Source organism: Rhizobium sp. SRDI943, from assembly GCF_057653695.1.
On record NZ_CM172787.1, the window covers coordinates 2,402,826 to 2,422,022 of the forward strand.

General features: G+C 62.3%; 15 protein-coding genes, 2 pseudogenes and 1 riboswitch. Of the genes and pseudogenes, 6 read left to right on the plus strand and 11 right to left on the minus strand.

Annotated features, from left to right (window positions below):
* Position 1: 1 nt before the first annotated feature.
* Positions 2 to 421, minus strand: a complete 420-nt coding sequence (locus AC245Y_RS12425) for a cobalamin biosynthesis protein (RefSeq protein WP_026157385.1) — start codon at positions 419 to 421, stop codon at positions 2 to 4.
* Positions 422 to 521: 100 nt separating this feature from the next.
* On the opposite strand from AC245Y_RS12425, the pseudogene AC245Y_RS12430 reads away from it, so the two are divergent.
* The 3 genes and pseudogenes from AC245Y_RS12430 to AC245Y_RS12440 form a co-directional block, all read left to right on the plus strand.
* Positions 522 to 788, plus strand: a pseudogene (locus AC245Y_RS12430) (TSUP family transporter); the annotation flags it as partial.
* Positions 789 to 839: 51 nt separating this feature from the next.
* Positions 840 to 1,253, plus strand: coding sequence for a nuclear transport factor 2 family protein (locus tag AC245Y_RS12435; protein ID WP_017988609.1), 414 nt, complete (start codon positions 840 to 842; stop codon positions 1,251 to 1,253).
* Complete coding sequence (locus AC245Y_RS12440; protein ID WP_017994374.1) at positions 1,253 to 2,047, plus strand: helix-turn-helix domain-containing protein; 795 nt, start codon at positions 1,253 to 1,255, stop codon at positions 2,045 to 2,047. The genes AC245Y_RS12435 and AC245Y_RS12440 overlap by 1 nt, the downstream gene beginning before the upstream one ends.
* Before the next feature lie 5 nt (positions 2,048 to 2,052).
* Here the strand turns inward: AC245Y_RS12440 and cobO are convergent, their stop codons facing one another.
* The 4 genes from cobO to cobU are packed head-to-tail and all read right to left on the minus strand — an operon-like array spanning position 2,053 to position 8,443.
* Positions 2,053 to 2,703, minus strand: a complete 651-nt coding sequence (cobO, locus tag AC245Y_RS12445) for a cob(I)yrinic acid a,c-diamide adenosyltransferase (RefSeq protein WP_017994375.1) — start codon at positions 2,701 to 2,703, stop codon at positions 2,053 to 2,055.
* Positions 2,700 to 6,875, minus strand: coding sequence for a cobaltochelatase subunit CobN (gene cobN, locus AC245Y_RS12450; RefSeq protein ID WP_017994376.1), 4,176 nt, complete (start codon positions 6,873 to 6,875; stop codon positions 2,700 to 2,702). Before cobN ends, cobO begins: the two co-directional genes overlap by 4 nt.
* 4 nt (positions 6,876 to 6,879) lie before the next feature.
* A complete protein-coding gene (gene cobW, locus AC245Y_RS12455; RefSeq protein ID WP_017994377.1) occupies positions 6,880 to 7,929 on the minus strand; it encodes a cobalamin biosynthesis protein CobW in 1,050 nt (349 codons plus the stop codon).
* A 4-nt stretch (positions 7,930 to 7,933) separates the two neighbouring features.
* Positions 7,934 to 8,443, minus strand: coding sequence for a bifunctional adenosylcobinamide kinase/adenosylcobinamide-phosphate guanylyltransferase (gene cobU / locus AC245Y_RS12460; RefSeq protein ID WP_026157387.1), 510 nt, complete (start codon positions 8,441 to 8,443; stop codon positions 7,934 to 7,936).
* A 377-nt stretch (positions 8,444 to 8,820) separates the two neighbouring features.
* Positions 8,821 to 9,217: riboswitch (cobalamin riboswitch) on the minus strand.
* 259 nt (positions 9,218 to 9,476) lie between these two features.
* Here cobU and AC245Y_RS12465 point away from each other — a divergent pair.
* Positions 9,477 to 11,267 carry a chloride channel protein gene (locus tag AC245Y_RS12465; RefSeq protein WP_017994379.1) on the plus strand — a complete coding sequence of 597 codons (1,791 nt, stop codon included), beginning with the start codon at positions 9,477 to 9,479 and terminating at the stop codon, positions 11,265 to 11,267.
* A gap of 28 nt (positions 11,268 to 11,295) precedes the next feature.
* Here AC245Y_RS12465 and AC245Y_RS12470 read toward each other — a convergent pair.
* From AC245Y_RS12470 to AC245Y_RS12485, 4 genes and pseudogenes are all read right to left on the minus strand, one after another.
* Positions 11,296 to 12,593, minus strand: a pseudogene (locus AC245Y_RS12470) (adenylate/guanylate cyclase domain-containing protein).
* A 103-nt stretch (positions 12,594 to 12,696) separates the two neighbouring features.
* Positions 12,697 to 12,918, minus strand: coding sequence for a DUF1127 domain-containing protein (locus tag AC245Y_RS12475; RefSeq protein WP_017994380.1), 222 nt, complete (start codon positions 12,916 to 12,918; stop codon positions 12,697 to 12,699).
* A gap of 89 nt (positions 12,919 to 13,007) precedes the next feature.
* Positions 13,008 to 13,280: a DUF4242 domain-containing protein gene (locus tag AC245Y_RS12480; RefSeq protein ID WP_017994381.1), complete on the minus strand. Its 273-nt coding sequence runs from the start codon at positions 13,278 to 13,280 to the stop codon at positions 13,008 to 13,010.
* 42 nt (positions 13,281 to 13,322) lie between these two features.
* A complete protein-coding gene (locus AC245Y_RS12485; protein WP_012757845.1) occupies positions 13,323 to 13,808 on the minus strand; it encodes a hypothetical protein in 486 nt (161 codons plus the stop codon).
* Between the two features lie 186 nt (positions 13,809 to 13,994).
* Between AC245Y_RS12485 and AC245Y_RS12490 the strand changes: the two genes are divergently transcribed.
* Positions 13,995 to 15,128, plus strand: coding sequence for a helix-turn-helix transcriptional regulator (locus AC245Y_RS12490; RefSeq protein WP_012757846.1), 1,134 nt, complete (start codon positions 13,995 to 13,997; stop codon positions 15,126 to 15,128).
* A gap of 79 nt (positions 15,129 to 15,207) precedes the next feature.
* Here AC245Y_RS12490 and AC245Y_RS12495 read toward each other — a convergent pair whose 3' ends face one another.
* Entirely contained in the window at positions 15,208 to 15,978 is a 771-nt protein-coding gene (locus AC245Y_RS12495) for an SDR family oxidoreductase (RefSeq protein ID WP_012757847.1), read from the minus strand.
* Positions 15,979 to 16,100: 122 nt separating this feature from the next.
* Positions 16,101 to 17,555 carry a cobyric acid synthase gene (locus tag AC245Y_RS12500; RefSeq protein ID WP_026157389.1) on the minus strand — a complete coding sequence of 485 codons (1,455 nt, stop codon included), beginning with the start codon at positions 17,553 to 17,555 and terminating at the stop codon, positions 16,101 to 16,103.
* Between the two features lie 629 nt (positions 17,556 to 18,184).
* On the opposite strand from AC245Y_RS12500, the gene AC245Y_RS12505 reads away from it, so the two are divergent.
* Positions 18,185 to 19,186, plus strand: a complete 1,002-nt coding sequence (locus tag AC245Y_RS12505; protein ID WP_017994386.1) for a glycine betaine ABC transporter substrate-binding protein — start codon at positions 18,185 to 18,187, stop codon at positions 19,184 to 19,186.
* The last annotated feature ends 11 nt before the right edge of the window (positions 19,187 to 19,197 follow it).

The following is a 19,197-nucleotide window of genomic DNA, read 5'->3' on the forward strand; positions in this document are numbered from 1 at the left end:
ACTAGGCTTTCTGCAACCCGCTGCGGGCAACTGCCGCCGTCGCATGTGCAGATTTGATCTTGGCGACAGCAAGCTCGGCATCCGGCCCCGCAGCCGCCAGCGCAGCTGCCTCGGAGACCCCATGGCAGCCGACGCGGGCAAAGACGATCGCAGAAGGATTCGCCAGTCGCGGCGTCTCCTCCTCGAGCCGCAGCGCGCCGAAAAACACGGCGGGCACGGAAAAATGCGCGGCAACGGCAAGGATCGCGGGCTCCAGTCTTCGGCTGTCGATCGAGGCAATGGCTGTGAGTTCCGCCGCGCTTATAGCGACTGCGTCGAGCGCCTCGATCGCAAGCGCCAGCATCTCGGCAGGCGGCGTGCCGCGCTCGCAGCCGAGCCCGAGCACGTGGCGCCTCGCCGTATCGAAAGAGATATCGCTCATGGAAACCGTCAAATACGCCCTGCCCATGTCTTTGCAGCCATTGCAGCTTGGGGCGGCAAATGCAACAAGGCCGTTCGAAATCCCTGCCCGGAAAACCACCTTGCCCGATATCGCCTTCCATCTGCTTCTGCTGCTCTGCGCCGTGGCTTTCTTTGCCGGGTTGGTCGATTCCATTGCCGGCGGCGGCGGCCTCATCACCGTCCCCATCATGCTGATCGCGGGCATTCCGCCGCTCCAGACCCTCGGCACCAACAAGGTGCAGTCCCCATTCGGCGCGGCCTCGGCCACGATCACCTATACCCGCAAGGGCCATGTGCAGCTTGCGGAACAACTGCCGATGGCGCTGATGGCTGTCATGGGCGGTTCGACCATCTTCCATTACCTCTGGCGTAATTGATAGGGTGCATCGCCTTCCCGCATGATCGGACTGCCTGGAACTGACGGGCGATCAAAAGGAGATGACCCGATGAACGACGCAAACACCAACGCAGAGCGCTATCTCGCCATCTGGAACGAGACGGATGCCGCTCGCCGTCGCGCTCTCATCGCCGAGAGCTGGAGCAAAGCCGCCACCTATATCGACCCACTGATGCGCGGCGAAGGCCATGAGCAGATCAATTCGCTGGTCGAGGCGGTACAAAGCCGCTTCCCCGGCTTCCGCTTCGCCCTGATCGGCGCGGCCGACGGCTACGGCGACAACCTGCGCTTCTCCTGGGGCCTCGGCCCGGAAAACGGCGATGCGCTAATCAAGGGCACGGATTTCGCCGAACTCGAAGGCGGCAAGCTGAAATCCGTCCGCGGTTTCATAGATTTGCTGCCGGAAGCCGCCTGATGACGCCGACCGCCCGCTCCCTTGGAGACCATCTGCGCGAATGGCGCCAGCGCCGCCGCATGAGCCAGCTCAACCTCGCGCTGGAGGCGGAGATCTCGCAGCGGCATCTGAGCTTCATCGAGAGCGGGCGCTCGACACCGAGCCGCGACATGCTGCTGCATCTTGCCGAACGGCTCGACGTACCCCTTCGCGATCGGAACCCGCTGCTGCTCGCGGCGGGTTTCGCTCCTGTTTTTGCCGAACGCGCACTCGACGATCCCGCATTGGAACCGGCTCGTCGCGCCATCGACATGGTGTTGAAAGGGCACGAGCCCTTCCCAGCAATCGCTGTCGACCGCCATTGGACACTCATCGCGGCCAATGCGGCCATCGCTCCGCTGCTCTCAGCCGTTTCCGACCAGTCTCTGCTCACGCCACCCGTCAACGTACTGCGCCTCAGCCTGCATCCACAAGGATTGGCGCCCCATATCAAAAACCTTTCCGAGTGGCGCGCCCACCTTATCGGCAGGCTGCGCCAGCAGTTCTCGGCTTCGGGCGATCCAATGTTGGACAAGCTTTTAAAGGAGTTGCTGTCCTATCCGGCGCCTAAAACTGCTGGCGAGGTCCACACCGACTACGCCGGCATCGCCGTTCCCCTTCAGCTTTCGAGCAAGGCCGGCTTGCTTTCCCTGATCTCGACGACGACTGTGTTCGGCACGCCCGTCGAAATCACTTTGTCGGAACTCGCGGTCGAATCCTTCTTCCCGGCGGATGAGGAAACGGCTGCCATCCTGCGCAGCCTCGCGCTCAACTGACCGCCTCAGAACTCCACGCCCGGTTGACCCTTGATGCCGGAGCGGAAGGGGTGTTTGACGAGTTCCATCTCGGTCACCAGATCGGCGATTTCGATCAATTCTTCCTTGGCGTTGCGCCCCGTCAGCACGACATGCGTCATATGGGGCTTCTCGCTCTTCAGAAAAGCGACGACTTCGTTGATGTCGAGATAGTCGTAGCGCAACGCTATGTTGATTTCGTCGAGCAACACCATGGAGTTGCTTTCATCGCGGATCAGTTCCTTGGCCTTTTCCCAGGCGGCCGACGCTGCCGCGACATCGCGGGCGCGGTCCTGCGTCTCCCAGGTGAAGCCCTCGCCCATCGTGTGGAACTGGCAGAGATCGGAGAAATGCTTCTCGATCAGGTCGCGCTCGCCGGTCCACATCGCGCCCTTGATGAACTGCACGACAGCCGACGGCTTGCCATGGGCGATGTGGCGGAAGATCATCCCAAAGGCAGACGAGGACTTGCCCTTGCCCTTGCCGGTATGGACGATGATCAAGCCCTTGCCGTCCGTCTTGGTCGCCATGATCTTGTCGCGCGCGGCCTTCTTCTTCGCCATCTTCTCGGCATGGCGCGCGCCGTCCTTGCCAACTCCGCCTTCTGCGATCTCGCTATCAGGGGTCTCGTCGCTCATTGGGTCACCTCATTCTGTTGTGTAGCAGCCAGGTCAAACCGGGCCGAATTGCTGCGCGGCGTCCAGAGGCTGCGATCGATCGCCTCCAGCAGCCGCTCTCTCATCTCGTCGAATGCTGCCGGGTTCTTCTCGATCATGAAGCCGGCGACGGCGGGATCGGCGACGAAGGCCTGATAGACGGCCTCGAAGTGATGTTCGCCGACCGCCCCCGTCGTCGCCGAAAAGGCGAAGAGATAATCGACGGTGGCGGCGATCTCGGCAGCGCCCTTGTAGCCGTGGCGCATGACGCCTGATATCCATTTCGGATTGACGACGCGCCCGCGCACGACGCGGCCGATCTCCTCTTCCAGCGAGCGGATCAACGGCTTTTCCGGCCTGGAATGATCGTTGTGATAGATCGAGGGGCGCGCGCCTGCGAGCTGTTCGGCCGCCGCCGCCATACCGCCCTCGAACTGGTAATAGTCGTCGCTGTCGAGCAGGTCGTGCTCGCGATTGTCCTGGTTCTGAATCACAGCTTGCACCGAGCGCAGCCGCTCCTCGAACAAGCCGCGTTCGGCCTTGCCCTCTTCGCCAGCACCATAGGCATAGCTGCCCCAGACGAGATAGGCCTCGGCGAGATCGGCGCGCCGCTCCCAGCCCTTCTCGTCGATCAGCGCCTGCAGGCCGGCGCCGTAAGCGCCAGGTTTCGAGCCGAACACACGGTAGCCCGCCCGGCGTTTTGCCGAGACTTCGTCCAGGCCGGCGGCACCAAGCCTTGCCGCCTCGCCGCGCATGCGCGTTGCGATCGGATTGTCGGCCTCGTCCTCTTCAAGCGCTCCGACGGCGCGGATCGCCTTGTCGAACAGCGCGATCTGCTCGGGAAAGGCATCGCGGAAGAAGCCGGAAATGCGGAGGGTCACGTCAACACGCGGCCGCCCGAGCATCGCCGGCGGAATGATCTCGTAGCCGGTGACGCGGCGCGAACTCATGTCCCACAGCGGCTTGACGCCGATCAGCGCCAGCGCCTGGGCGATATCGTCGCCGCCGGTCCGCATGTTTGACGTGCCCCAAGCCGTCAGCCCGAAGGAAACAGGCCACTCGCCGTGATCCTGCACATAGCGGCGCACCAGCAGTTCCGCGGATTTCTTGCCGAGTTCGTAGGCCGCCGGCGTCGGCACGGCGCGGCTGTCGACCGAATAGAAATTGCGGCCCGTCGGCAAGACGTCAGGCCGCCCGCGTGTAGGTGCGCCAGAGGGGCCGGGCGCGACGAAGTGGCCGTCGAGCCCGTTGAGTAGACCGTGAATTTCGGCGGGGCCGCAGGCGAGGATGGAGGGCTTGAGGCGGGTTTCGATCTCGGAGAGGACTGGATGCGTCGCCTTCCAGTCTCCGGGGCATTCGATTTCACCGGACACGAATTTCGCCGCCAGCAGTTCGATACGCTCGACGGTGTCTCCGTTGGTTCGCCAGGGGGCATCGAGAATATCTGCGAGAATATCAGAACGCGGGCCGGTCCAGACGGCGGCCATGTCACAATCGAGAGGGTCGAAGATGGAGGCGCCCCCCTCTGTCCTGCCGGACATCTCCCCCACAAGGGAGGAGATCGAGGATGAGAGGCCTCGCTCAATCTCATGCGTCGAATGTACGGCATCTTCAAACGGTTCTTTTTCGGGAAACCCAAGCGACTTGCCGATCTCCCCCCTTGTGGGGGAGATGTCCGGCAGGACAGAGGGGGGTATCCCCCGCACGCCGCCACCCAATCCAGCATCCGCCGCAATCGCCCGCTGCAAACTCGCATCCCCGCCCTCGCCGAGCCCGCGCGGCACCCGCGCCAGAGCCACGGTGAGGTCGGTCAGCAACCGCCCCTCGGGCGAAACGCCGAACACATGCAGTCCATCTCGGATCTGCATTTCCTTAAGGTCGCAGAGGTAGGCGTCGAGCTTCTTCAGCGCCTCGCCCTCGCTTTCGCCCTTCGCAATCCCGGCATCCCGGTCGAGGCCGATATCGGTCACGAGATCGAGGATCTGCCGGCTGAGCAGACGGATACGGCGGGGATCGCTGCCCGAGGCTTCGTAATATTCGTCGACCAGCGCCTCCAGATCCTTGAGCGGTCCGTAGCTCTCGGCCCGCGTCAAGGGCGGCGTCAGGTGGTCGATGATGACGGCGGCAGTGCGGCGCTTGGCCTGCGTGCCCTCGCCCGGATCGTTGACGATAAAGGGATAGAGATGCGGCAGCGGCCCGAGGATCGCCTCGGGATAACAGCTTTCAGACAACGCCAGCGCCTTGCCGGGCAGCCATTCGAGATTGCCGTGTTTGCCCATATGGATGACGGCATGGGCACCGAACTCGCGGCGCAGGAAAGCATAGAAGGCGAGATAACCGTGCGGCGGCACGAGATCCGGCGAATGATAACTTTCCTTCGGATCGATATTATAGCCGCGCGCCGGCTGGATGCCGACAAGCACCTCGTCGAAACGGGCAAAAGGCAGGGCGAAGACGCCCTCGCGAAAATACGGATCGTCTTGCGGATTGCCCCAGCGGGCTCTCACCTCATCTTGAATCTTATCGGGAAGAGATTCCAGGAAGCTGTTGTACAGACTCAGAGAAAGCGTCTCGCGGATGATCTTTCCGTCATGACCGGAATTGGTCGGCCCTTCCATCAGGTGGCGGATCAGCGCGTCGCCGTCGGCGGGAATATCGGCGACCGGGTATCCCGCCAATCGCATGGCGCGAAGCACCTCGATGGTGCCGGCCGGCGTATCCAAGCCGACGCCGTTGCCAAGTCGGCCGTCCCGGTTCGGGTAGTTCGCCATGACGAGCGCGATGCGCCGGTCGCGCGCCGATGTCTTCCGCAGCCGCGCCCAATTGGCGGCAAGCTCCGCCGTATAGCGCACCCGGCCGGCATCGGCCTGGCTGGCGACGATATTCGTCTCGACCAGCGCATCGTAGCGCGCCGCCGTCTTGAAGGAGACCGCCCGCGCCAGCACCCGGCCATCCACCTCGGGAAGCGCCACGTTCATGCCGAGATCGCGCGCCGACAGGCCTTGCGAGGACGCCGCCCATGCCTCCCTCGACGAGGCCGACAGGATCGCCTGCAGCACGATCGCCTCACTCGCCTCCAGCACCGTCGCCTGCCGGTCCGCACCCGGTGCGGAGACGGCAAAACCCGTCGTATTGATGACGACATCAGGTTTCAGTGCCGAAAACACGCTTTCGAGAATGCCTGTCGAGACAGGATCCTTGAGGCTGTAGGCAAAGACCGGCAGCGGCCGGAGGCCGAGTGTCATCAGCGCTTCGATCAGAGCTTCGATCGGCCCGGTCTCGCCGCTTTGGACGAGCGCGCGGTAGAAGCTGATGGCGACGATGGGTTGCGATCCTGCGTCTGCCGCCGAGTTCGGGATACCCCCCTCAGTCCTGCCTGACATCTCCCCCACAAGGGGGGAGATCAGGGATGAGAGGCCTCGCTCCATCCCATGCGCCGAAGGTGTTGCGGCATTTTCAAACGGTTCTTTTGCGGGAAGCCCGTGCGACTTACCGATCTCCGCCCTTGTGGGGGAGATGTCCGGCAGGACAGAGGGGGGTGCCACATCCAAAGACATCTCTAAAGGCGACGCAGCAACCCGCCGCCACTCCTCGACCCCGATCAACCCCCGCCCCGGCCACCAAATACCCGCCTTCATCAAAGGCACTGCCGGCGCCGGCTTCTCGGCTCCCGACAGCATCGCCCCGGCATAGTCGAGAAATGCCCGCGCATTGGCATCGCCACCCTCGATCAGATAGGCCCACAACGCGTTGAGATCATCGAGACCGACATTGGAAAACGGCACCAGCCCCGCATCTGGCCTGGCATCGCCCGGCAGCACCGCGATCAGCGCAGCGGCGCGCGCTGCCGCTGCATGCAGCGCCTCCAGCGCATAGTGGAAATAGCTGGCGCCGCCGAGCGCACGCACGATGATCAGCTTCGCATGCCGCACCGTGCGCTCGACATAGGTATCGACAGACATCGGGTGCTTGAGGCTCATCAGGCTTGCGAGCCGGAGCGAAGGCCCCGCCCCGCGATCGCGATGGGCGGCCGCGATCGCGGCAAGCTCGCTGTCCGCCGCCGACAGGAACAGGATATCGCCCGGCGTCTGCCCGAGGTCGATTGCCTCCTCGCCGTCGCTGATCGTTCCCTGCTGGGCCAGAAGCAGATGCATCGGTCTATGCCAGCGCTGCGATCGCTGCCCTCACCGCACCCTGGTCCATTTCGTGCAGGCCGATAACGACAAGGCGCGTAGCGCGCTTTTCGCTCGCGCCCCAGGCGCGGTCGAAATAATGGTCGATCCGGCTGCCGACGGCCTGGAGCTGCAGGCGCATCGGCTTGCCCGAGACATCGACAAAACCCTTGAGGCGCAGCACGTCATGGGCAGCAATGATGCTCTTCAGCGCTTCGACGAAGCCGGCGGGATCGGCAATGGGTCCGAGATCGACGACGAAGCTGTCGAATTCATCATGGTCGTGCGGCGCACCGTCTTCATGCTCCAGCTCGTGATGCGACTTGCGATTGGCGACATCGTCCTCCGTGCCGACGCCGAGGCCGAGCAGGATGCCGGCCGACACCTCGCCGTTCCTCGCCTCGATCATCACGGGCTTGCGCACCGTGCGGGAGGCGACCTCGTCTCGCACCCTGATAAGCCCTGCAGCATCGATCAGGTCGGTCTTGTTGAGCACGATGAGGTCGGCACAGGTCAGTTGATCCTCGAACAGCTCCTCGATCGGGCTTTCGTGATCGAGCGATTCATCCTCGGCGCGGCGCGCATCGACGGCATCATGGTCGTCGGCGAAGCGGCCGGCGGCAACAGCGGCGCTGTCGACCACCGTGATCACACCGTCGACGGTCACCTGGGTACGAATGTCGGGCCAGTTGAAGGCGGCGACCAGCGGCTGCGGCAGGGCAAGGCCAGAAGTCTCGATGACGATATGGTCGGGCCGCTGTTCGCGCTCGAGCAGCTTGGTCATCGTCGGAATGAAATCGTCCGCAACGGTGCAGCAGATGCAGCCGTTGGTCAGCTCGATGATGTCGTCCTCGGTGCAATTCTCCGCACCGCAGCCCTTCAGCACGTCGCCGTCGACGCCGAGATCGCCGAATTCGTTGATGATCAACGCAATCTTCTTACCGCCGGCATTGGTGAGCAGGTTGCGGATCATCGTGGTCTTGCCGGCGCCGAGAAAGCCGGTGATGACGGTTGCGGGAATCTTCTGCTGGTTCATGGACTTAACCCTTCATTTTCAGCGACAGACCTGCCGCGATGAAATAAACTTCGGCGGCCTTCGCCGCGATCGATTGGTGCAAGCGGCCGGCATGATCGCGAAAATCCCGCGCCATGCGATTGTCGGGCACGATGCCGAGACCGACCTCGTTGGAAACGAAAACGAGCCGCGCCTTCGCGCCGAGCAGAAAATCGGCAAGTGCGGCAAATTCCGCCGCCATGTTCCGCTCCTCCATCATCAGATTGGTGACCCAGAGCGTCAGGCAATCGATCAACACGATGCGCCCTTCGCCATCGATGGCGGCGAGCTTGCCGACGAGGTCGAGCGGCTCTTCATGCGTCGTCCAGGACGGACCGCGATCGGCCTTGTGTTGCGTGATGCGCGCCTGCATCTCCTCGTCCCAGGCACGGCCGGTGGCAAGGTAGTGGCGATCGAGGCCACTTGCCGTCACGAGGTCTTCGGCGAAGCGGGATTTGCCGGAACGTGCGCCGCCGAGGATGAAGGTGGCAGTCATGCTCAAACGCCTCTCAGGGAGAGTGCGTAGCCGTGGCTTGTTCCGAGTGCACCTTTCTCGGCTACTGAGGGTGTGACACCCCCCTCTGTCCTGCCGGACATCTCCCCCACAAGGGGAGAGATTGAATCGCCGAGAGCTTTTCTCCAAACAATTGATGTGGGACGACGGTCGTGCTGCTTGCCGATCTCCCTCCTTGTGGGGGAGATGTCCGGCAGGACAGAGGGGGGGATCCAGCATTCGACATAAACGGCCGAAAGCACACCTCTTGCAGCACTGCTTGGAGGCGTCGCGCGCGCTGCACCAGGCCGCGCCGAATTCAATCGTTCAGCCAAGACAACCTCCGTGCTGGCAACGGGCATAGTGCCCAGGTGTGGGCTTCTCGCCCGGCACGCATGGCAGGTCTCCTGGCTCGCGGTTATCGGCCGCGATCGGGGCAGACCGGAAACCGGTCGCCCTGATCGTGCCAGCGGATCATCCTCGCCTTCCCGGCTGCATCAGTGAAAAGGTGGACGATTCGTAGACTTGAGAGGCGTCCGACCCCGGTTGATCACCATGCATATCCAGTGGCTTTCCCGGCATGTCGCCCATCCCGCCCGCCCGCACGATTGCAGGCTCCGAGCCGGAAGGGCTTGATGCCGGATGGAAGACCCTGACCGCTCTACAGTCGCGGGGTCGGCTGTGATGAAGGCGCCCGGCTTGGGTCCGCCCCGTCACATTCCCTTTTCATCCGGAAGGGCGTAACACCGATCCGGAACCATCCGTTATGTCAGGATGGTCAGTCGACCATCCGTTATCGGGATGGTTAGGCAAGCGCAGGGGTGAAGTCAACCGGCCTTGGCGGCCGCTCGATCACCGGCTACGAGGCGTTGCCACGCCAACACGACTTACTCTACCTAAAATATCGTCTTTTATCAGAGACTTACGTCATAAATATTTATCCCGCGCGCCGGCTTTTCGCCGCAATTGCGTCGCAAGCGGAGTGCCCGACCATCTCCGCCCTTGACCGGGCCTCTCCCCGCCTAGTTGTCTAGCCATGCTTATGAAATTGGATCGGCGCCGTTTCCGCGCGCTGCGTGTTTTCTTCGATCCGGGACGCCTGCGGGCGCTGACCCGGCGTAGCGAGGTCGGCCTGTCGCTAGCGGGCGCCGTTGTCGGCATCATCTCGGGTCTTGCCGTCACCGGCATGAGCTACGTCTCCAATGAGCTGCATCAACTGGTCTTCGGCATCGCCGACAGCGAACGACTGAGCTCGTCCGAGATCGAGAATAAGATGCTGCTGCTCACCGCCCCCGTCATCGGCGGCGCCCTGCTTGGCCTGTTGCTCCTGGTGCTGGCGAAACGGCGCAAGAAACCGATGGTCGACCCGATCGAGGCCAATGCGCTGCATGGCGGCCGCCTGTCCCTGACCGACAGCATCATCGTTGCCGTGCAGAACCTGATCTCCAACGGTTTCGGCGCCTCGGTCGGCCTGGAGGCCGGCTATACCCAGCTTGCCGCCGGCCTCGCCTCGAAATTCGGCCTGAAGCTGCAGCTTCGCCGCTCGGACCTGCGCACCCTCGTTGGCTGCGGCGCGGCGGGTGCCATCGCCGCCGCCTTCAACGCGCCGCTGACCGGTGCTTTCTATGCCTTCGAGCTGATCATCGGCACCTATACGATCGTCTCGCTGACGCCTGTCGTCGTCTCCGCCCTTGTCTCCACCCTGATCGCAAGGCTGCTTGCCGGCAGCGATTTCACCATCGATATCGGCAGCTTCGGCTCGGTCGTGCCGGCCGACTATATCCCGGCGCTGCTGCTCGGTGCTTTCTGCGCTGGCGTCGGCATCCTGATCATGCAGGGCGTCGCCTTTGTCGAAGAACTGGCGCGCAAGAGTTCGATCGCCCCACCCTTCCGCCCGGCACTCGGTGGCATCATCGTCGGGCTCTTGGCGATGATCTCGCCGCAGGTGCTCTCGGCCGGCCACGGCGCGCTGCATCTCAACCTTTCCCGTGAGGTGGCAATCCCGACACTGATCGGCCTCTTCCTGTTGAAATCCTTCGCCTCGGCGATCTCGATCGGCTCCGGCTTCAGGGGCGGCCTGTTTTTCGCCTCTCTGTTCATGGGCGCCCTGCTCGGCAAACTCTTCGCCTATTGCGGCCCCTATTTCGCCGATGCGACGCTGACGCCTGTCATCTACGCCGTGGTCGGCATGAGTTCGCTTGCCGTCGCCGTCATCGGCGGTCCATTGACCATGACGTTCCTGGCGCTCGAAATCACCGGCGATTTCCCGATCACGGCGCTGGTGCTCGCTGCCGTCATCACCTCCTCGCTCGTCGTGCGCTCGACCTTCGGCTACTCCTTCGCCACATGGCGATTCCATCTGCGCGGCGAAAGCATCCGCAGCGCCCATGATGTCGGCTGGATCCGCAACCTGACGGTCGACAAGCTGATGCGCGCCGACGTCAAGACGGCAAGGGCCGGCATCTCGCTGGAGGAATTCAAGCAGGCCTTCCCGATCGGCTCGACCCAGCGCGTCATCCTCGTCGAGGAGAGCGACAAATATGCGGGCCTCGTGCTGGTGCCGGAGATCTATGCCAACCCGACCGACGCCCAGGACGAGGGCAAGACGCTTGCCGATTTCATCCACTACCGCAACGATTTCCTGCAGCCGCAGATGAATGCCAGGCAGGCGGCGGCGATCTTCGACAAGAGCGAAAGCGAAGCGCTCGCCGTCGTCAACAACCTGATCGAACGCAAGGTGATCGGCCAGCTCAGCGAAAGCTATACGCTGCGCCGCTACAGCGAAGAACTCGACCGCCGCCGCCGCGAGGTCTCAGGCGAGATCTGATCCGTCGTCGCGCCATCGGATCGACGCTTCAGGATACGGCGTCGGCGAGCTTGAACACGTTTACCGCTTTCGAAACCCCGCGCAACTCGAAGGATCCCAGACATTCGTTGGCGACGGCGCAGGTGACGGCGAAGCTTTCCGACATCAGAAGGTGATGTCCGAGCGTGCTGCAGAGTTTTTCGAGGCGCGAAGCCTCGTTGACGGCGCTGCCGATCACCGTGAAATCAAGCCTGCCGCGTGCGCCGATATTTCCGTAGAAGACCTCGCCGAGATGCAGCACGACATCGACGCCGATGTCAGGACCTCCATCATTCCTCCGCTGACCATTCAGCACCTTGTTGGCTTCCAGAATATTCTTTGCGGAAGCCAGTGCAGCCATGCAGGCCTTTTGCGGATCTTCAGCATCGGTCGGAAAGATCGCCAGCACGCTATCGCCCATGAACTTGAGTATCTCGCCCGAATTTTCCTCGACATGCCAGCCGATCAGCTCGAAATGTTCATTCAGAAACCCGGCGATTTCGCCCGGCTGATAAACCTCGGTCAGCGCCGTGAAGTTTCTCAGGTCCGCAAGCAGGATCGCAGCATTGATCGCCCCTCCCTTTCCCCTCTGAATATCGCCTGCAAGGATGCGTGCACTTGTCTTGGCGCCTGTATAGACGGCGAGGATATCCGATGCGGTTTTCGTTGCCGCGATACGATAACAAGCCAGCCCCAGCGCCGGGAAGAGCTTCGCGACGATCGCCAGTTGATCATCAGAAAATCCGCCCGGCCTGTCGCTTGTGAGAGACAGACTGACTCCGCGTAGCGCAGCCTCCTTCGAGAACTCCAGCAGGCTGACCAGATGATCCGTGCCGCCGCTATGCGCGAATTCCGCAAGCTGCGGGTAGTCATCGACACCCTCACCCTTGGCGATGTTCCAGCGACCTGACGTTTCGCCACGGCCCAAAAGAAAATAGATCGGGGTCTTCTCGAAATTCAGCACTCCCGCAGTGCCATATTCGGCATTCTCGATCGTGGTCGCACCGCCGCGCACGAAATTGGCCGAGACGCCGCCATACATGGGATGAATTGACGGCATTGAAATGCTTCCCCGCCAAATCGGAAAGCCATCCGCGATCAACCGATCGCACAATCCGGCTATCAGCTCGGCGATATGCTCAGCTGTGATTCCATGTTCTATAAGCCACTGAATATGATTGCTAATTTTTAAACCTCCACATGAGCCGCCACAATCTTATGATGGCAAATCGGGCAAATGGGCGGCAATCCGAACCGGGTCGCCACGACATCCAGTGATAGCCCGGCCAAACCGATGTTTCTAGCCATCGAGCTCGGCCACCACAACCGCGGGGCAGATGGCAGAGAGATTGATACCGTTATCGACGCATTGCGAGGTTTTACGCCCGATGCGGACGCCCACCACGAGACGCTAGCGGAACCTGCTCCAGTCTGCATCCTGGGAGGCGACGAAGGGTATTTCGCCCCTCGACAAGGCAATGTCTTTCAGCATGTGATCTGGCAAGGCGCCAAGCTGATTTGCCGCCGATCGCCTGCGTCGCCAGACGACAAGGGCGCGCAGCGGAGAGGTAAGCAGCGCCATCACTTTGCGCAGTCGCAGCTCGACCGCGCTGGACAAGAGCTTCTCGTTCATTGTGATCCCCATGAATTTGCGCGTGCCGATGGCAAGATCGCAACCCGGAGAACCGGTCGGCGACTCGTTCGCCGGCCGGTTCCGACATCCTAGCGCGCCGAATGTGGGGCGATGAGCGTCGTGATCTCCGTCACCCGGTCCGCCGGAAAGCCACCCTTTTCCGCGTGCCGATAGACCGCTTCCGCGCTCTCGGCCTCATGAACGCAGTACATCTTGTCCCCGGTCACATAGCTGGTGATCCAGGTATAGGGTTCGCCGAGGGACGCTACGACGGCGTTGGATTTCGCCGAGATCTCGCGCAGAGTTTCCTTGTCCATGTCCCCGAGACCTGGAATGTTTCGTTCGACAACGAATTGCGGCATTGTTTTATCCTTTCATGATGTTTTGAGTGAGCTGGAGCTTCATCAACCGTGCGCATGCCGGCAGCTGACGTCAGGGTTCATGTCGGCGAACGGTCCCCTCGGATTGTTCTTCCATGCCCAGACGTGCAGCTCGTAGAAAGCCGGAAGGCCGTAGCGGTTCGGTGCGTTCGTGAAACTGAACAGCTGGCCGCCGAGATTGGCGGGACCTTTCGTCGTGATGTATTCGACAGCGACGAGTTTCATCTTGCCGTGTTCGTCAGGCTCGTACATCACGGCCTCCGGTCTGGAGAGATCAATGGCCTCATCCTTGATGAGGTCGGCACTGACATAGTGGATACCCATCGCACCTCCATCTATGCCGCTGGTGCACGGGATCGGCGAATAGCCTTCCTTGACGGCCTGGTTGACGTCCCGGAAGCGCGCATTGGCCTCCCGGACCTGTTCCGGCAGGCCGCCGCCGCCGAGCGCTGCAGCCGGAAGAGCTGCCATAATGAGAAGCGCCGCGATCGGCGCTTTTGTCGCTTTCATGAAGATTGCCCTCCAATTTCTGGTTGTCCAAGCCGATTGGATTCCGGCCGGCAGTGCGTTGTAAAAAATCCGCGCGATGAAACATCTCCCGCATGGGGGATGAAATCTTCCGCAAATCCCGGAAATGAAGGCGCCGTGGCCGGCGACAATTGACCGGGCTGGCCGGGCTGATGCAGGATTGTGATCATGGAACAGCAGCTGTCGGAAATTATTGGCGCTATTTATGATTGCGTGGCCCGGGAGGATGCCTGGCCAAACGCTCTTCGTCTGATCAATGGTCAGGTGAACGGTTTTCTAACCACGCTTGCCGTCTTCGACACCACCACGCGTTCCGCACGGCTGGCCCAGATCGCCTGCGACGACGGAGAGGCCATCCGCACCCTCGTCGCGCATGCGAAGGACGTCCCGTTCTTCCACCTTCTCCACCGAATGGAGATCGATCAGCCGGATACGCTGGAGCGGATGTTTTCCCTCTATGGACCCGATGGCGAAGCCGTCTGGAAAAGCGGTGCGCTACACCAGAACTTTCATGCCAGGTATGGGGTTCTAAACTCGATCGACATGGCCGTGCTGAAGCGCCCGACCCGTGTCGGGACGATCAACATTTCGGTGCAATACGAACCGAGCGAGCGACGTGTCTTCGACATCATCGGGCTGCTCGGTCCGCATATCCGCCGTGCCGTGACGATCCACGACATGTTCGAGATGGAGCGCGCCGAAGCCGCCGTCCTCAGGGAGGTCATCGACGCCCTCGATCATGCGGTCTTCATCGTTGCAGAAGACATGACAATCCTCTTCGCCAATGAAGCCGCCGAAGCGCGGCTGCGCGAGCAGCACGTGGTCCACTCGCTTTCAGGCCGTCTGGCCGCTCGCTATAGTTATGCAGGCGCCGCCCTTTCCAACGCAGTGGCGCTTGGCGCGCGCGACGAAATCAGTCTCGCAGCCGCTGGGATCGATGTTCCCCTTGCCTCGGCGGAGCGCCCCGCCGTCGCCCACGTTCTGCCGTTGCAGCGGCGCACCGAAAGGGGACGCTTCGAAAGCCGGGCGGCGGCGGCGATCTTTCTCGCCGCGGCTGGAACGGTGGTCCAGTCTGCCGTCGAAGCCGTTGCCGCCCTTTTTGCTCTCACGCCTGCCGAACGGCGCGTGGTCGGCTACGTGTCCGAAGGTATGACGCGATCCGAGATTGCAAATGCGCAGGGCGTTGCCGACGGCACCGTGAAATCGCAACTGGCCGCCATCTACGACAAGACGGGAGCGGAAGACCAGCGCAGCCTGCAGCAGCTCGTACGCGAACTCAGCCCACCTGTCAGGCGCGCCTAAGAAGTCGACATCAAACTTCGGTCGATTGGGCGGATTACGCGAAAAGGCACGCCGGCGCCACGGCAGTTGCGGGCTCCGCTCACATCCTGACCGTCATACCGCCGTCGACCGTCAGCACATGGCCGTTGACGAAGGAAGCGGCGGCGCTTGCCAGAAACAGCGCCGCGCCGGCGATCTCGTCCGGCCGTCCCCAGCGCTGGACCGGGATGCGCTGGCGCACGAAGGGCATGAATTCCTCGTTCGCAGCCATCGCCGCGTTCGTCTCGGTGGCAAACCAGCCGGGCGCAATTGCGTTGCTGGTGATGCCGTGCGGGCCGAATTCGACTGCCATGCCGCGCATCAGTCCGGTCAGGCCCTGCTTGGCTGCCGGATAGACGCAGTCGCCGGGCATGACGACATGGCCGCTGATCGAGGTCACCGCGATCAGGCGGCCGTGATTGCACCGCTTCATCAACACGGCAGCGTCGCGCGAAAGCGTCATCGCCGCCGCCAGGTCGGTGCGCAGCAGCTCGATGATCGCATCATCGTCGAATTCGGCCAGAGGCCGCCTGTCGCGGGCGCCGACATTGTTGATCAAAATATCGAGACGGCCATGGTTCTTGTCGACATCGGCCATCGCAGCACGCTGTGCCTCGCGATCGGCGACGTCGAATGCGGCGACCTCCGCCGTGCCGCCCGCGGCCCGGATGGTCGATACGGCGTTTTCCAGCGTCGCCGCCGTACGTCCGTTGACGATGACATGCGCGCCGGCTTCGGCAAGGGCGCGCGCCATCTCGAAGCCCAGACCACGGCCACCGCCGGTCACCAGCGCCACCTGCCCTGCCAGCGAAAATCTGTCCAATATGCTCATGGTTTTCGTCGCTCTCAACCGGGTCCGCCGCGACAATTAATGGACTCAGTCAACTAATTTGGCAATAGCCGAACGACGAGACCGGATGATGGTGAGGCAGCCCCGTCCGGTACACATCCGACCTAACCAAGCAGCCCGGCCAGCCAGCGTGGATCGAGATGACGTTCCAATTCCCCGGCGACGTCGTCGAGCGCCTGCTCGACGCTCTCGCGGTAATTCCTCCGCTCGCCTGATAGGCCGAAACTTTGGAGCAGTCGAGCGCGGTAAGTGTCGCTGCCGAAGAGCCCATGCAGATAGGTGCCCATGATCCGGCCGTCGGACGAAAGCGCCCCGTCGGGTGCTCCATCGATGATTGCCGAAGGCCGATTGCAATCCGGGCCGCGGGTGATGCCGAGATGGATCTGGTAGCCGTCAAGCGGCGCGTCATATTCGGTCGAGCGGGCATGGCTGTTGCGCACGGTCTTTTCCGGCGCCATCTCGGTCTCGACATCGAGAAGCGCAAGCCCCGGTGTCTCCAGCGTCCCGCCCTCGATGCCGAGCGGATCGTGCACCGTCCGGCCGAGCATCTGGTAACCGCCGCAGATGCCGATCACCCGGCCGCCGCGCCTGACATGCGCCTGGAGATCGCGGTCCCAGCCCTGCGCCCCGAAGTCGGCGAGATCCGATATTGTCGATTTCGAGCCGGGAAGCACAACGAGGCTCGCATCGGCTGGCATCCGCTCGCCGGCGCGAACGAAGACCAACTCAACATCCGGCTCGGTCCTCAGTGGATCAAGATCGTCGAAATTGGCGATACGTGGCAGCACCGGCACGGCGATCTTCAGCGCGCCCGCCCCGCCCCTCGCCAACCGTTCGAGCACGGCCGAATCTTCGGCCGGCAGGCGCGCAGCACCCCTCAGCCAGGGCACGACGCCGAAACACGGCCAGCCGGTAAAGCCTTCGATGGCGCGGATGCCGTCGTCAAACAGCGAGACGTCGCCGCGGAACTTGTTGATGATATAGCCCGCAATCATCGCCCGGTCGCCCTCGTCGAGGATCGCATGCGTGCCGACCAGCGAGGCGATGACACCGCCGCGGTCGATATCGCCGACGAGCACGACAGGCACGCCGGCCCGCGTCGCAAAGCCCATATTGGCGATGTCGCCAGCCCTGAGATTGATCTCGGCCGGCGATCCGGCGCCCTCGACTATAACGAGGTCGGTCCCCGCAGCCACTTTTTCAAAACTCTCGAGCACGGCGCCGAGCAGCTCAGGCTTCAGCCGCTGATAGTCGCGTCCCTTTGCCTGTCCGAACACCCTGCCCTGGACGATGATCTGGCTGCCATTGTCCGATTGCGGCTTGAGCAGCACCGGGTTCATGTGGACCGAGGATGGCGTGCGCGCGGCCAGCGACTGCAGCCACTGCGCCCGGCCGATCTCGCCGCCGTCATCGGCGACCGCCGCATTGTTCGACATGTTCTGTGGCTTGAACGGACGGACCGTCAGCCCGCGATTGGCCGCCAGTCGGCAGAGCCCTGCGACCAGCACCGTCTTGCCGACATCGGAGCCGGTTCCCTGCAGCATGATCGCTCTTGCCATGATGGCCCGCATTCGCCTCTCGTTCAGGCGAGGCCTACAATGGGCGGCAACCTCGGGTCAAGCTTGGCCCGGCGTAAGACTTAGCTTGGGACAAGTACCCACGCAAACGCGAAAACCGCGCATGGCCTTGGCTCTGCGCGGTTTGCCGAAAAACTCAGGCGTCTTCGCCCTTACACGGCGAAGCTCGCTTTCTCCGGTACGCACTACCTGAACCGGAGAAGCGGCGGTCATTGCTGCCACGCCCCAACTGATAACGGCACATTCTTACCGGAGAGTTATTGAAGGCTTACGCAAATGTTAATTTTGATCTTTTTTGACATTCTCGTCGAAATTTCTGCCGAAGATCCGCCGAAAATCACCAAGGGCGTGCATTTCGCGCAAGGGCGCCATTTTGAAGATGCCGACATAAATTCTTCGAATTCAATAATTTAGTCACGCAACCATGAGCAGAAGATAGTTGATTTCTGCGAGCGAACGCGTAGGCTCCGTCATAACACGCCATTGTTGAACATGGCTTGCCTATGAACCGGAAAGCCTGTTGCGGTATCGCCCCGGCATTCGGGTGCTCGGAGAGATTTGTCGGTGAATTTCAGAGCCTGCTGCACGTCCACCTAAGAAGAATTCGGGGAATGACGATGAAGACGTTTCTGATTCCGGCCGTCTTTGCCGCGGCTCTTTCTATCGTCGCGCCGGCTGAAGCCGCCGAATGCGGCAGCGTTTCGATCGCCGAAATGAAATGGGCCTCCGCAGGCATTGCGGCGAGCTTCGATAAGATCATCATGGAAAAGGGATACGGCTGTTCCGTCACCATTGTCGATGGCGACACTCTGCCGACCTTCGCCTCGATGAATGAGAAAGGCACCCCCGACATCGCCTCGGAATACTGGATCAATTCCGTCAGGGCCCTGCTCGATCAAGCCGTCAACAGCGGCCGGTTGGTGCAGGGGGCCGAAATCCTTGCCGACGGCGCCGTCGAGGGTTGGTGGATACCGAAATTCATCGCCGACGCCCACCCCGACATCCGCTCGGTCGAAGGCGCGCTGAAACATCCCGAACTCTTCCCCGCCGAGGACGACCCGTCGAAGGGCGCAGTTTACAACTGTCCCGCCGACTGGAGCTGCCAGATATCAACCGCCAACCTGTTCAAGGCGCTTGCCGCCGACAAGAAGAGCTTCGAGCTTGTCGAGACCGGCAGCCCCGAACGGCTCGATGCCTCGATTGCCCGTGCCTTCGACAACAAGATCGGCTGGCTCGGTTATTACTGGGCGCCGACTGCCATCCTCGGCAAATACGACATGACGCGCCTTAGCTTCGGCGTCGGCCACAACAAGAGCGAATGGGACCGCTGTACCGCGGTTGCCGGCTGTGTCAGGCCCGAGCTCAATTCCTACCCAGTCTCGCGCGCCTTCACACTGATGACCAGATCTTTCGCCAGCCGCGCCGGACCTGTCACGACCTATCTCAAGACCCGCAAATGGGACAATGCGACGATCAACCAGGTGCTCGCCTGGCAGGACGAAAACCGCGCAAGCAACGAGGATGCCGCGATCTATTTCCTTCGCAATTACGAGAGCCTGTGGACGAAATGGGTGCCACTCGATGTAGCCGAGAAGGTTAAGGCGAGCTTATAACGGCCAAAACA

Coding starts and splice junctions, on each gene's coding strand:
- AC245Y_RS12425 (WP_026157385.1), bottom strand. CDS start 421: ATGAGCGATATCTCTTTCGATACGGCGAGGCGCCACGTGCTCGGGCTC.
- AC245Y_RS12435 (WP_017988609.1), top strand. CDS start 840: ATGATCGGACTGCCTGGAACTGACGGGCGATCAAAAGGAGATGACCCG.
- AC245Y_RS12440 (WP_017994374.1), top strand. CDS start 1,253: ATGACGCCGACCGCCCGCTCCCTTGGAGACCATCTGCGCGAATGGCGC.
- cobO (WP_017994375.1), bottom strand. CDS start 2,703: ATGAGCGACGAGACCCCTGATAGCGAGATCGCAGAAGGCGGAGTTGGC.
- cobN (WP_017994376.1), bottom strand. CDS start 6,875: ATGCATCTGCTTCTGGCCCAGCAGGGAACGATCAGCGACGGCGAGGAG.
- cobW (WP_017994377.1), bottom strand. CDS start 7,929: ATGAACCAGCAGAAGATTCCCGCAACCGTCATCACCGGCTTTCTCGGC.
- cobU (WP_026157387.1), bottom strand. CDS start 8,443: ATGACTGCCACCTTCATCCTCGGCGGCGCACGTTCCGGCAAATCCCGC.
- AC245Y_RS12465 (WP_017994379.1), top strand. CDS start 9,477: ATGCTTATGAAATTGGATCGGCGCCGTTTCCGCGCGCTGCGTGTTTTC.
- AC245Y_RS12475 (WP_017994380.1), bottom strand. CDS start 12,918: ATGAACGAGAAGCTCTTGTCCAGCGCGGTCGAGCTGCGACTGCGCAAA.
- AC245Y_RS12480 (WP_017994381.1), bottom strand. CDS start 13,280: ATGCCGCAATTCGTTGTCGAACGAAACATTCCAGGTCTCGGGGACATG.
- AC245Y_RS12485 (WP_012757845.1), bottom strand. CDS start 13,808: ATGAAAGCGACAAAAGCGCCGATCGCGGCGCTTCTCATTATGGCAGCT.
- AC245Y_RS12490 (WP_012757846.1), top strand. CDS start 13,995: ATGGAACAGCAGCTGTCGGAAATTATTGGCGCTATTTATGATTGCGTG.
- AC245Y_RS12495 (WP_012757847.1), bottom strand. CDS start 15,978: ATGAGCATATTGGACAGATTTTCGCTGGCAGGGCAGGTGGCGCTGGTG.
- AC245Y_RS12500 (WP_026157389.1), bottom strand. CDS start 17,555: ATGGCAAGAGCGATCATGCTGCAGGGAACCGGCTCCGATGTCGGCAAG.
- AC245Y_RS12505 (WP_017994386.1), top strand. CDS start 18,185: ATGACGATGAAGACGTTTCTGATTCCGGCCGTCTTTGCCGCGGCTCTT.